General features: G+C 43.1%; 13 protein-coding genes. 6 read left to right on the forward strand and 7 right to left on the reverse strand.

Annotation, left to right across the window (positions count from 1 at the left end):
* Positions 1-17 precede the first annotated feature (17 nt).
* On the reverse strand, positions 18-542 hold the full coding sequence (locus E0H81_RS05480) for a disulfide bond formation protein B (RefSeq protein WP_131269103.1): 525 nt from the start codon (positions 540-542) through the stop codon (positions 18-20).
* Between the two features lie 18 nt (positions 543-560).
* Positions 561-2,138 (reverse strand): glutamate--cysteine ligase, encoded by a 1,578-nt coding sequence (gene gshA / locus E0H81_RS05485; RefSeq protein ID WP_131317199.1) that lies wholly within the window; start codon positions 2,136-2,138, stop codon positions 561-563.
* 225 nt (positions 2,139-2,363) lie between these two features.
* Here gshA and E0H81_RS05490 point away from each other — a divergent pair, with 225 nt between their 5' ends.
* The 3 genes from E0H81_RS05490 to E0H81_RS05500 are packed head-to-tail and all read left to right on the forward strand — an operon-like array spanning position 2,364 to position 4,846.
* Complete coding sequence (locus E0H81_RS05490) at positions 2,364-2,903, forward strand: DUF924 family protein (protein ID WP_131317201.1); 540 nt, start codon at positions 2,364-2,366, stop codon at positions 2,901-2,903.
* A gap of 50 nt (positions 2,904-2,953) precedes the next feature.
* On the forward strand, positions 2,954-3,508 hold the full coding sequence (locus E0H81_RS05495; RefSeq protein ID WP_131317203.1) for a CC0125/CC1285 family lipoprotein: 555 nt from the start codon (positions 2,954-2,956) through the stop codon (positions 3,506-3,508).
* A gap of 30 nt (positions 3,509-3,538) precedes the next feature.
* Entirely contained in the window at positions 3,539-4,846 is a 1,308-nt protein-coding gene (locus E0H81_RS05500; RefSeq protein WP_131317205.1) for a DUF445 domain-containing protein, read from the forward strand.
* Positions 4,847-5,202: 356 nt separating this feature from the next.
* On the opposite strand, the gene E0H81_RS05505 is transcribed toward E0H81_RS05500, so the two are convergent.
* Positions 5,203-5,487: a DUF2798 domain-containing protein gene (locus E0H81_RS05505; RefSeq protein ID WP_131317207.1), complete on the reverse strand. Its 285-nt coding sequence runs from the start codon at positions 5,485-5,487 to the stop codon at positions 5,203-5,205.
* Positions 5,488-5,685: 198 nt separating this feature from the next.
* Here E0H81_RS05505 and argS point away from each other — a divergent pair, with 198 nt between their 5' ends.
* Positions 5,686-7,476, forward strand: coding sequence for an arginine--tRNA ligase (argS, locus tag E0H81_RS05510; RefSeq protein WP_131269109.1), 1,791 nt, complete (start codon positions 5,686-5,688; stop codon positions 7,474-7,476).
* Positions 7,477-7,497: 21 nt separating this feature from the next.
* A complete protein-coding gene (locus tag E0H81_RS05515) occupies positions 7,498-8,109 on the forward strand; it encodes an SPOR domain-containing protein (protein WP_131317209.1) in 612 nt (203 codons plus the stop codon).
* A 183-nt stretch (positions 8,110-8,292) separates the two neighbouring features.
* Here the strand turns inward: E0H81_RS05515 and asd are convergent, their stop codons facing one another.
* The 3 genes from asd to pncB form a co-directional block, all read right to left on the reverse strand.
* Positions 8,293-9,144, reverse strand: a complete 852-nt coding sequence (asd, locus tag E0H81_RS05520) for an archaetidylserine decarboxylase (RefSeq protein ID WP_131317211.1) — start codon at positions 9,142-9,144, stop codon at positions 8,293-8,295.
* Complete coding sequence (locus E0H81_RS05525) at positions 9,141-9,989, reverse strand: sulfurtransferase (protein ID WP_131317213.1); 849 nt, start codon at positions 9,987-9,989, stop codon at positions 9,141-9,143. Before E0H81_RS05525 ends, asd begins: the two co-directional genes overlap by 4 nt.
* Before the next feature lie 114 nt (positions 9,990-10,103).
* Positions 10,104-11,309, reverse strand: coding sequence for a nicotinate phosphoribosyltransferase (gene pncB / locus E0H81_RS05530; protein ID WP_131317215.1), 1,206 nt, complete (start codon positions 11,307-11,309; stop codon positions 10,104-10,106).
* A gap of 339 nt (positions 11,310-11,648) precedes the next feature.
* Between pncB and dtd the strand changes: the two genes are divergently transcribed.
* Positions 11,649-12,089, forward strand: a complete 441-nt coding sequence (gene dtd, locus E0H81_RS05535) for a D-aminoacyl-tRNA deacylase (protein ID WP_131317217.1) — start codon at positions 11,649-11,651, stop codon at positions 12,087-12,089.
* A 60-nt stretch (positions 12,090-12,149) separates the two neighbouring features.
* Here the strand turns inward: dtd and E0H81_RS05540 are convergent, their stop codons facing one another.
* Entirely contained in the window at positions 12,150-12,656 is a 507-nt protein-coding gene (locus tag E0H81_RS05540; RefSeq protein WP_131317219.1) for a hypothetical protein, read from the reverse strand.
* Between the last annotated feature and the right edge of the window lies 1 nt (position 12,657).

Genomic DNA, 12,657 nt, shown 5'->3' on the forward strand with positions numbered 1-12,657 from the left:
CTTTTTTTATGATTTTTTTATTTCTTCTTGGCAGACTTATGCGTTACAAACGGATATTTACGCAACAGTTGCCACAAGCTGATCAAGGCCAGCAGCGCAAAGAAAGCCAGTGACCACACTGGAAGGGATTGCCCCAGGAAAGTCCAGTCCACTTTGGCGCATTCGCCCGAACCGGTCAGCACCTGTTCAAACACCGACTTTAAAGGCAAGGTATTGACCCAGTAATCCAGGCCCGGGCCACAACTTGGCACTTGATCGGGTGGCAAATTTTGCAGCCAGACATGACGCGCTGCCACACCTGCTGACCAGAGAATACTGATTGAACCCAACAAGGCATAAATACGTTTAACCGCATTTGAATTCGGGTTATGCAAAAAAGCGACCAGAGAAACAATCCCCAAGCCAATCAGGCCAATGCGTTGAAACACACACAGCGGACAAGGTTCAAGCCCTTGTACGTGTTCCAGATACAACGCAAACGCCATTCCAATGACGCTGGCCAAAAACAAAAAACCACTCACGAAGCGATAACTCCATTGCATGGTGAATCCTCTTAATTTTTATCGATAATCGGCAAGATATTGCTCAAAACTGAGGCTGCTATCCTGTTCGAGTTGCTGTTGTTGTTGCAGTGACTGCACCGCTAAATCATCAAAATAAGACAATGTTTCCGAGCTTAATTGATGCTGCTCATAGGTCGCTGCATGCTGTTGTGCCATGAAACTACCAAAGCTCCATGTGCCGCCATTTTCTAAGGTATCGGCAATCACTTGTGCAGACAGGGTTTCATCTACCTCATCAATGCGTTTCAGCATGACAGTCAATGCGGCTGAATATATATTGCTACTATAGGTCGCATCCAGTAAATCAGCCAAAGCTTGCATGTGTGTGACATGCGCACGTGACCAGTCTTCAATGGCATGTTCACCCGCCGCATCAATAATCAATGCATTTGGCGCACGGCCACGATTGACCACTTCTGCCTGATTACGCTCAATCTGTTCTTGTTCTTGATCCAGTAATTCCGGACTCTCTTGTAATAAACAGTGCAGTGCCAAGACTTCCAGGAATGCCGCTGTATGTTCATCAATCCCGATCGGGCTATATGGATTGACATCTACCGCACGCAATTCAACATAACTAACCCCGCGATTTTCAAGCGCTTGAGATGGGGTTTCTCCAGCTTGAGGCACCTGTTTCGGACGGACTAAACTGTAGTATTCATTTTCAATTTGCAGCACATGGTCATTGATCTGAGTCGGCTCGCCCTGTTCATCGGTTAAACCTAAACGGCTAAACGGTGCATAAGGGGTTTTTACTGCTTTCTTCAAACCGTCTAAATAGCCAGACAGACTATTGTAGTGAATGCCCAATTGTTTCTGTGCAGAATTCTGATAGCCAAAATTGCCCATCCGCAGTGCTGTCGCATAGGGAAGGAATAAAGTTCCCTTTAATAAAGGCAATAAATGATGCTCACGTCCAGTCATAAAGCACTGACATACTGAAGGACTGGCACCGACCAGAAACATCACCAATGGGGTTAAACGAATAAAGTTACGAATTAAGCCAAAATAACGATGACTGCGATAATCCTGTAAATTTAAACTTTTTAAAGCTTCATCGCTTTCTTGTTGTTGCAGGGCTTCAAAGACTTGATCAGGGAAAGATAAATTATAATGCACCCCGGAAATGGTCTGCATGCGGCGACCATAACGCACGCCCAAACCATGACGATATAACGTCTTAAAACGCCCGACATTGGACGTGCCATATTGCGCTAAACGAATATTGCTTTCGTTATCATCGAGCATGCAGGGCATCGACAAGGGCCACAATTTTTCACCATTTTCCAAATGGCGATGGGCAACCGCATGAATATCCTCTAAATAATCTAGGGCTTTTTTAATGCTGTCTTGTGGAGGGGTAATAAACTCCATCAAGGCTTCTGAATAGTCTGTGGTGATATGCGGATGTGTTAAAGCCGACCCGAATGCTTTTGGATGCGATGCTTGCGACAAAAAACCATTGCTTTGCATACGCAGGCTTTCACGCTCAATACCGCGCAACATGCCTTTAAACAGCGAAGAATCCACCCAAGCTGGTAATACCACTTGAGAGGTCGATTCGGGTTGACTCATTACAATCTCGCTTATCGGAAGATAACTACTAAATAGAACTACTAAAATAAAATCATCAGTTTATAGCAGTATAACGTGATTTTTGGCTGCTACATTACACCCTGTATAGTTTTCAAGCAAAAGGGCGATTTTATTTCTGGCAAATTTTTATCACAAAGTTACTCTATAAGACACCTACAATTTGTGATTGTATTGAATAATAAGTGCTAAGGAATTGTAAATATTATGAATTATCAGGATATTTTGGACTTTTGGTTTAGCCCGCAAACACAGCCCTTATGGTTTGCAAAAAGTAATGATTTTGATGGATTAATTAATCAAAAGTTTCGTGATATTCATCAGCAAGCAGCACAAGCCGAGCTTTGGTCCTGGCGCAAAATTGCGGAGGGGCGCTTGGCTGAAATTATTGTACTGGACCAGTTTTCGCGTAATTTGTTCCGGGATCAAGCGCAGGCCTTTGCCCAGGATGCTTTAGCCCTAGCTCTTGCCCAAGAAGCGATTAGCCTGGATTTAGACAAGCAGTTAAGCCCGGAACAACGTGCGTTTTTATACATGCCCTTTATGCACAGCGAATCGAAACTGATCCACGAATTCGCGTTAAAATTATTTCAGCGACTGGGTAATCCTATGAATCTGGATTACGAAAAAATGCATAAAGCCATTATTGAGCGTTTCGGGCGCTATCCGCACCGTAATCAAATTTTAGCGCGTCCCTCGACTGCAGAAGAACTCGAATTTTTAACCCAACCCAACAGCAGTTTCTAAACATTTATTGTGTCTCCTCCCTCACACAGTAAATGGTATGGAGGTTTAACATGAAGAACCGCATTATGGGTCTAAGCATAGTGGCGGCAATTGCCCTCTCTGGCTGTGCAATGACGCCTTCAAAACCGCTGACTTTTGACCAATTGGGTCAATTCAGCAATACCCCTTTGAACTCACAGACCTATCGCATCAGCTTCCTGGCACGTCCCAATATGAGTTTTGGTACAGCCGAAGAAATTACTCTGGTTAAGGCCGCTCAAACCACCGTACAAAATGGATTTCGCTATTTTAAAGTGCTGAATGATCCAAGTAATCTTAACCAGCCACCACGCCAAGCTGTGGTCTACTCAACTCCGATGTACTACCCATACGGCTATTATCGTCGTTATCCTGGTTTCTGGCATGACCCGTTTTATGATATGCCACGCGTGGTCAATATTGACCCGGTTCAAGTTTCCTATACCATTGAATGTTATAAAGATCAGAAAAAAGAACCTGATGATGCCTTTGATGCCTATTTGATTTTAAAATCTTTAGGCCAGAAATATGGACTCGGTCCAACTGGGCAGGCTCTACCAGCACCGGTGCCAGCCCAAACAAAATAACCATGCGCCACCCATAGACAGGAATATTGCATGACCACAGCGGAAGCGTCCACCATCCCGAGTTTGCAACGCAGTAAACGCTTTGCCACCATTGCCTTAATCATGGCCGTTGTAACATGGCTAGTGTTGATGGTGGTTGCCAAGCTGATTCCTGAATATGTCTGGCTGATTCATATTTTGATGCTCGGTGCTGAAGCGGGCGTGGTCGGTGGCTTGGCGGACTGGTATGCCATTACTGTGCTGTTCCGTAACCCGTTTGGGAAAATGCCGATTCCTAAATTCATGCGTGATCACACCGAAATTATTCCGCGCAATAAAGCCCGTATTGCCGAGTCGATGGGACGCTTTGTTCAGGAAAATTTTTTATCACCGCAAGTGGTCGAGAAAAGCCTGCAGAGCACCGATCTTAGCCTGGCTATCGGGCAATGGCTGGCCAAACCTGAAAATAATGCTCAAGTGACCCAAGTCATTCAGCAAACCGTGCCGAAAATTTTTGAATTTGTGGGACAGGAACAAATTGGCCGCTTTATTCAAAATAATAGCGTGCAATGGGTACGCAATACCCAAATCAATACCTTGGCCAGTGAAATGCTGCGCGCGGTTCTGGAAAATGACTTTCATCAGGATGTATTACAACGCGGACTCGATGTAGCCCACGAATGGGTAATGTCCCATCCCGAAGAAACCCGTCAGCTGACCCGTACCTTGTTCAAAGAATTAGGGGTATGGAAACTGGCGAAAGGCGCAAGCTGGATTGGCATTGATGTACAGCAGCGCACCATTGATTCACTGGTAGAACGCGTTGAATCGATGCTTGCCGATCCGCAGCATCCTTGGCGGCAAAAAATTGAAGCCATGGGACAGCAGTTAATGCTGCAACTGGCAGATGATGAAAGCAGTGCCAGTCAGCGCTTAAATAGCACCAAGGATGCCTTGCTGGATAGTCCACAAGTACTGAATTTTATTAGTGGTGCGGTGGTGATTCTCTGTGATGCAATTAAAGCCGATTTACTCAAAGCAGATTCAGGTATTGCACACAACCTGCGCGTTGCCATTCAGCAAGTTGGTGAAAATATTATTTCTAACCCTGCGGTACGTCAGTTATTGAATGAGCGTCTGAGCGGGATTGCGGTCAATTTAAGTGACCAATACAGTGAAAAAGTCATTCGTTTTATCAGCGAACGGATTCACGAATGGGATTCACGAGAAATGATCGACAAAATTGAAAATGAAGTCGGCGGCGACCTGCACATGATTCGCGTCAATGGTGTGGTGGTCGGTGCATTTATTGGTTTGGTGCTCGGGATTATTCGCGCTTTGGTTGATTTAATTCTGTAAAAATGTGTGCAAGATAAAGAAAAATGTCTTCTGCACACACACCATATATTAGATAACTTGCATAAATCAAAAAATGTTCAATATTCGATTCTTTAAAACCCGCACTGCCTCAGTTTATTGATTCAGTTTTTATGACTTTGCGTAGGCATTACCTCTACTTTTGAAAGGTCAAAAGTAGACAAAAACCTTTTGTTCCGCCATACACGACATCCTTGTCGTGATGGGGAACGTTTGGCATCCATGCCACACTCTTGAATCCAATGTTTTCTAAAATTTGTTTTTTTATTTTTAGCTTTACGAACGATTTGTATTGATCAAACAAAGACTCATAAAAAAAGTTTACTTTAATGTCTGCTTTACTTCGGTGGATTCACAGCAGACAGATCGACCAGTTTTCCTGTCAATTTACGTACAAGAGGTAAAAGGATCAATACAATTGGAAAAGCAAAAGCCCAGGAAATCATCCAGTTGTGGAACCATAAATTCATAAAGCCATCGATCCAGCCCAGATTACGCAGCATATTAATAAAGGAAATAATGCCACTCATCAGGCCAGACAAAATAAACGGCATCACGATCGTGGCCCATTTTGCTGGAAGTTTGGGAATATTACCGATAATCATGGGGCGTTCCGCTGGCATATGCTGCTGCTCTGTTCATTCTTTTAAGCCCTCCAATATGCCACAAATCATGCTTTTTGGGATCTTTTCCGGGTTTTATCTGCTTCCTTTATCGGTAGACTGTCGGACAAGATTCATTCAATACAAATGGGTTCACCTAAAGACGGCGAAATTTGCTATATTTGCTGTTTTTCCGCGACGTTTATTTTTCGACTGATTATGAATACGGCAATCCAAGCAGCTCTCGAACATGCAGTGCAATCTCTTCAAGCTGAAGGTGTACTCCCATCCGACTTTAATAACAGTGGCAACTTAACGCGAACCAAAGACCGAAGCCACGGTGACTTCGCCTCAAACATCGCGATGATGGGTTCTAAAGCTGCGGGCATGAAGCCTCGTGATCTCGCGGAAAAAATCCTTGCCAGTCTTCCTGAAGTTGCCGATATCAGCAAAGCAGAAATTGCCGGTCCTGGTTTTATTAATTTCTTTTTAAATGCCGATCAACGCTTTACGGTACTGGATCAGGTTCAGGCACAAAAAGATCAATTCGGTCGCACTCAGGCCAATGCTGAAAAACGCATTCAAGTCGAATTCGTTTCTGCCAATCCAACTTCTAGCCTGCACGTAGGTCATGGTCGTGGCGCGGCTTACGGCATGACTGTTGCAAACTTGCTTGAAGCAACAGGTGCTAAAGTTGACCGTGAATATTATGTCAATGATGCCGGCCGTCAAATGGATATCTTGGCAACATCAACCTACTTACGTTATTTGGAACTCACCGGTCAAGAACTGGTATTTCCTAAAAATGCCTATCAAGGCGACTATGTTAAAGACATCGCGCAAAGCATTATCGACAAAGATGGCGACGCGTATGTACGTCCTGTTGCTGATGTTTATAAAGATGTCCCTGAAGATGTGCAATTTGCGGCTGAACTTGACGCAGACGGCAACAAGGTTGTGCTTTCAGGCGATAAAGAAAAACATATCGATGGCTTGATCTTCAATTCACAACAACTCATTGGTCAAGGCTACCGCGTATTCTTGCAAGCAGCCTTAAAAGCCATTCTTGATGACATCAAAGATGACCTTGGCGAATTCGGTGTAACCTTCAACCAATGGTTCAGTGAAGAATCTTTAACTGAAAAAATTGACGAAGCCTTAGAAACTTTAGATCAACGTGGTTTCTTGTATGAGAAAGACGGTAACATCTGGTTTAAATCGACTGAATTTGGCGATGAAAAAGACCGTGTGGTGAAACGCCGTAATGGTCAAACCACCTATTTCGCCTCTGACATTGCGTACCACTTGAATAAACTACAACGTGGTTATACCGATATCGTGGATATCTGGGGTTCAGATCACCACGGTTATATTGCACGTGTCAAAGCGGCGATTGATGCGTTGGGTTATGACTCTAAAAAATTGACTGTGCTTTTGGTTCAGTTCGTCAGCCTATGGCGTAGCGGTGAGATGGTGCAAATGTCATCTCGTTCAGGTCAATTCGTGACTTTACGTGACCTTCGTAAAGAAGTCGGTAACGATGCAGCGCGTTTCTATTATGTGATGCGTAAATCTGAACAGCATATTGACTTTGACCTTGACCTTGCAGTGTCACAAAGCAAAGACAATGCGGTGTATTACATCCAATATGCACATGCACGTATTTGCCGTATGTTAGAGAAAGCAGCGTCTACCAACGTGAATTTTGATGCCGTAAATGCGCGTCAATTTGCAGTAAGACTTGATCTTGATGCTGAAACTGAAATTTTAGCGAAACTTGCCGCGTATCCTGAAATCGTGATTCGTGCAGCAAACAGTTTTGAACCGCATCAGGTGGGGAACTATCTGAAAGAATTGGCAGCATTATTCCATGGTTGGTATAATGAGCATAAAGTACTCAATGATGATGCTGAACTTACGCAAGCGCGTTTACTCCTTTCAGTAAATGTACAGCAAGTCTTACGTAATGGTTTAGAATTATTAGGCGTATCTGCCCCTACATCCATGTAATTAGAATAAAAGGAAGTCCACGTGTTTGGAAAAACGCAACGCGGTGTATCTGAGCGACCGAATAAGCCTAAAAAGCCATTGATTCCGGCATGGCTTGGAACACTTGTCGTTATTTTAATCGTGCTGAGTTTTGCTGTAGCGTTGATGCTATGGAAACCGTGGGCACCAGTTCAGCCGAAGAATCAGATTAATTCTGAACATTACCAGGAAGATACCAACAAGGATTATCGTTTCTACGATTTATTGCCTCAACAGCAAGTCACGCCTATTCCTGATCAGGCAGTGCCTGAAACGAAAAATTCAGAAGCAGTGGTGATTGTTGAAGCACCTGAAGAAAAACCGACCATTAACACGGAAGCCACTGAGCCCGGCCTTGAAAGCGCTGAAGCTCCGACTGCCTATCAGCCAAGTTATATTCTTCAAGTTCGTAGCTATGCTGATCCGGATAGTGCCGATGCTCGTCGCGCTGAAATTATTTTGAATGGTTTATCTGCCGATGTGGTTAAATCGGTTGAAAATGGTCAAACCTGGTATCGGGTGATTTCCGGTCCTTATGATTCTGCTGATGCGGCATTGATTGCACAGCAAACTTTACAACGCAGTGGGATTGATTCCATTGTGGTGAAACGCTAATTCAGAAGATTAACGTCTTCTAGAATGTAAAAAAGCGCCTCAAATGAGGCGCTTTTTTATAGCTTAAATTCCCTCTCCTGCTAGGAGATGAGGATTCTCGAAATATATTTCGAGTCCGCAAGGGAGAAGTCGTTCTTAAAAGCCCCTTCACCTCACCTCGTCCCATAGGGAGGAGGAATATGATTAAACCGTATGCCCCAAAGCTTCACCCATCACCACAACCGAGTTGGCTTTAAACATCGCATCCCACTGCATTTTATCTTGTTCAAATAAAATCACAGCTGTTGAACCCAAATAGAAACGGCCAAGTTCTGCACCTTTTTCAAGGAACAGGTTGTGCTGGTTAAGTTCCAGACGGCCTGTAGGTTTCACCTTACCTGTCGCCACTGTTTCAATACCGGCAACAATCATGGCACCCACTAGAACTACAGCCATACGGCCGAGTTCAGTATCAAACAAGCACACCATACGTTCATTACGGGCAAACAGACCTGGAATATTTTCCGCAGTGGTCTGATTCACCGAAAACAATTCGCCTGGCACATATAAAGTTTCAGTCAAAGTTCCCGCAAAAGGCATGTGCACACGGTGATAATCTTTAGGTGATAAATACACGGTTGCGAACTGACCATTTTTAAACGGTTCAGCCAGTTGTGGGTCGGCAATTAATTTTTCAACTGAAAAGCTTTGACCTTTGGCCTGAAAAATATCGCCATCTTCAATTTTGCCCAATTGTGAAATCGCACCATCTGCAGGTGAAACCACACTGTTAGGATTGGTATCAATCGCACGTACACCCTCTTTCAATGAACGAGTAAAGAATTCATTGAATGACTTATATTTCAATGCATCGCCTTGTTCAGCAATCGACATATCAATACCGTATTGGGCTTTAAAAGCCTGAATGACGGTATTTTTGACAATCGGGTTTTCACTGGCTGCGAGTTTCCCCACTACACGTGATAACTGGTGTTGTGGCACAACACGTTGTGCTTGAATAAAAATTTGTTTTTTTAAACGTGATGCGAAACTCAAGACGGTAACTCTCCGGTAATAATCGGACTGTCGAGGCGGTTGCCCCACTCACTCCACGCACCATCATAAGCCTGAATATTCCAACCGAGTAATCGACCCAAAATATAGGCTAAACCCGAACGGTGATGGGACTGACAATAGACCACCACAGGTTCATTTAAATTGAATCCCAATTGTTCCAAGCGTTGTTGAGTGCGTTCTAAGGGATGTAATTTTAAATGATTTTCACGATTAAGGGCAGTACTCCATTCAAAATGTCGGGCATTTGGAATGTGACCGCCGCGTCGCGCTGCAAGTCGAAGTCCGGTATATTCATCTTCAGTACGGCAATCCCACACTTGAGTTTTATGGTTCTGAACTTGATCAAGAAGTTGTGGGTATTCAATCCGGTACTGGTCAATTTGAATCTGGTTAATTTCAACCAGATGTGTGACAGGTGCTAATTTTTCGATGTCTGAAGAGGTTGGAAAACCTGCAGCCAGCCAGGCATGAATACCGCCATTGAGTAAACTGGTATTTTCAAAACCGAGGCAATGCAAATTCCAGATCAAGCGCCCTGCCCATGCACCGCCTTCATCGTCATAAGCGACGACGTGATGCTCTGGAGAAATATTCAGATATTCAATTAGGGCTTTTAAGCCATCAACATCGGGAAGTAGACCCGAGGCCTGTTCTTCTTGGCGAACCAGCTGCTTCGGCTTGACATGAATCGCATGCGGAATATGCAATTGATCATAAACAGAACTACGGCTTAAATCGACAATACGTAATTTCTCATTACCCAGATGTGGCAAGAGGTCTTCTGCTTCAATGAGCAGACCAAAATTAAATGTAGAAATAGTCATACTTTTTCGAGTTTTATTTAGATCAACATTGCTGATCTTAGCACAACTCATTTTTACTATTATGCTGATTTTTTGCATTCTTTTAGCAAAAAATCAGCTATAGAAAAGTTACTGTTATTCAGTTTCGGTGATTTGGAAAACCTGACGTAAATAAGCCAGGAAAGTATCGTTATCAGTCATGGTTTTACCTGGACTGTCGGAAATTTTAGCCACCGATTGACCATTACATTCCACCAGTTTCAACACAATATTGAGTGGGGTTTGGCCCAAGTCATTGGTTAAATTGGTGCCAATACCAAAGCTCACCTGGAAACGGTCTTTAAAGTACTGATGCAAATCCCAGGCTTTTTCCAGATTCAGCCCGTCACTAAAGGTCAGCATCTTGCTTTTGCTATCCACTTTTAGTTTTTTGTAATGGGCATAGGCTTTATCGCCCCATTCGTAGGGATCGCCACTGTCATGACGCAAACCATCAAACAATTTGGCAAAATATAAATCGAAGTCACGTAGGAAAGCGTCCATCCCGACCACATCGGTCAAGGCAATTCCCAAGTCACCCCGGTATTCCTGCACCCAGGTTTCCAGCGCCAGTTTTTGAAAATTACGTAAGCGCACATCTAAAGCCTGAAAGGCTTGCAGGAATTCATGTGCCATGGTACCAATGGGAGTAATGCCCAGTTCTTTGGCAATCAAAACATTGCTGGTACCACGGAAAATATATGGAGCGGCCTGATTAAACTCGGTAATGACATGCTTCTGCCAGGCATAACTATAACGGCGGCGTGTACCAAAGTCGGACACTAAAAACGGCGGATCATTCGGATTTTGTTCTTGTTCGTACTTTTTAAGCAACGCCATTTTGGCTTGTAAACGGCGTTCGCCTTCCGCCAAAACCTCATCACTGCGGATACGGCGGAAATACAATTCGTTCACCAGCGCCAGCACAAAGATTTCAAACATCATTGCCTGAACCATCGGGCCTTCAACCCAAATATCCAAACGGCCCTGATCATCAATGCTGGCTTTAATAAAGCGTCGTTTCAGCTGGAATAATTCCAAGTAATCGACAAAGTCACTTTTAATAAAACGCAAGCTACGTAAATATTGCAACTCATCTTCTTTAAAATTGAGCTGACATAAATAATCCAGCTGCTCATTCAAATCATCCAAAATATCCGTGAGTGGATAAACGGTATCTTCTAAATTGCGACAGCGAAAATGGTAGACGCTATGAGTTTGAGGAAATTTATGCAGAACCACCTGTAACATGGTGAATTTATACAGGTCAGTATCTAATAACGATTGGATGATTGCGGACATATAACTTTCAGTTTTTATCAACTGCCAGCATTAAAGCATATTTTTTTAGCTAGCAAACCAATGTTTTCGTAAATGCTGAAAACTATTGAATAAATGATGCCGCATTGATCCACGGCCAAAATAACATCACCTCTTTTTCAAATCGCTCCAATTCGTCTTTAAAATAGGCTTAACCATTTTTCAAATACTGTCTATAAAGCACAACCGGTAAAAGATGCTTAGACCGTGATCCGTTCATTTAGATTTTTTAAATCCATCCCCATCACCACTTTTTAAAGCCTTTAAGCGTGTATTTGCTACAATTCACAGCAAATTTGAAATAACTAATTTGGTTAAATTATGCGCGCGTTATTGCAACGAGTTCTTGAAGCAAAAGTTGTGGTCGATGGTGAAACTACTGGCGAAATTGAAAAAGGCATTTTGGTCTTTCTGGGTCTAGGCAAAGAAGACAATCTTGAAAAGGGCAAAAAGCTGATCGACAAAATCTTGAAATATCGTTTTTTTGATGATGAGCAAGGCAAGATGGGCTGGAATGTCAGTCAAGCGGATGGTGGCTTACTCTTGGTTTCACAATTTACCCTCATGGCGCAAACACAAAAAGGCTTACGTCCTGACTTTGGACCAGCGATGCCGCCAAGTGAAGCCAAAGCGCTTTATGAAGAATTGGTGGACTATGCCAAATCCCAATTTAAAAATGTGCAAACCGGCATTTTTGCAGCCGATATGAAAGTCCATTTGGTCAATGACGGACCAGTGACTTTTAACCTGGAAGTTGAATAAACGCCGCAATAGATCAGCCATAAAAAAGCCCTCGACTGAGGGCTTTTTTTATTTATGCTCTTAGAGAGTTGTAATATATTTTGCTCGGATCATAATATCCGCTGGAATATCTTGAACTAACATAACAGTAAGAGATTGTTGTCCTTTTTGTGATGCACTCTGATTCTCTTCAAGAACCGCATTTATATCATTCGGATTTAAGGTATACATTGCCCCTGTCGCAGGATCAACAATCAATAATCCAATTAAGCCACCAAAAATAATATTTGCGATATACCAGCCATTTACGGTACCAGTGACTTGAATTGTTTTAGTCTGAAATCCTTCTTTCTTAAAAGTTACATCATAAGCTGCTGGTTTAAAGAATCCATTACCACGCTTAAGTGTCACTGTTGCAGGCGTAACTCCAGTATGTACTTTTTCGCCAGCTTTATTTGCAATAGAAATTGATGCTTGTTCAGGAACTGACTTAAATGTCAGTGTTTGTGTTGAGCCTGAAATAATACTCGCACAACCCGTCATGGTTAATGATGTGGCAATTAAACTTGCTGTAATTAATTTTTTCATA

This window comes from Acinetobacter terrestris, assembly GCF_004331155.1.
In the GTDB taxonomy this organism is placed as follows: domain Bacteria; phylum Pseudomonadota; class Gammaproteobacteria; order Pseudomonadales; family Moraxellaceae; genus Acinetobacter; species Acinetobacter terrestris.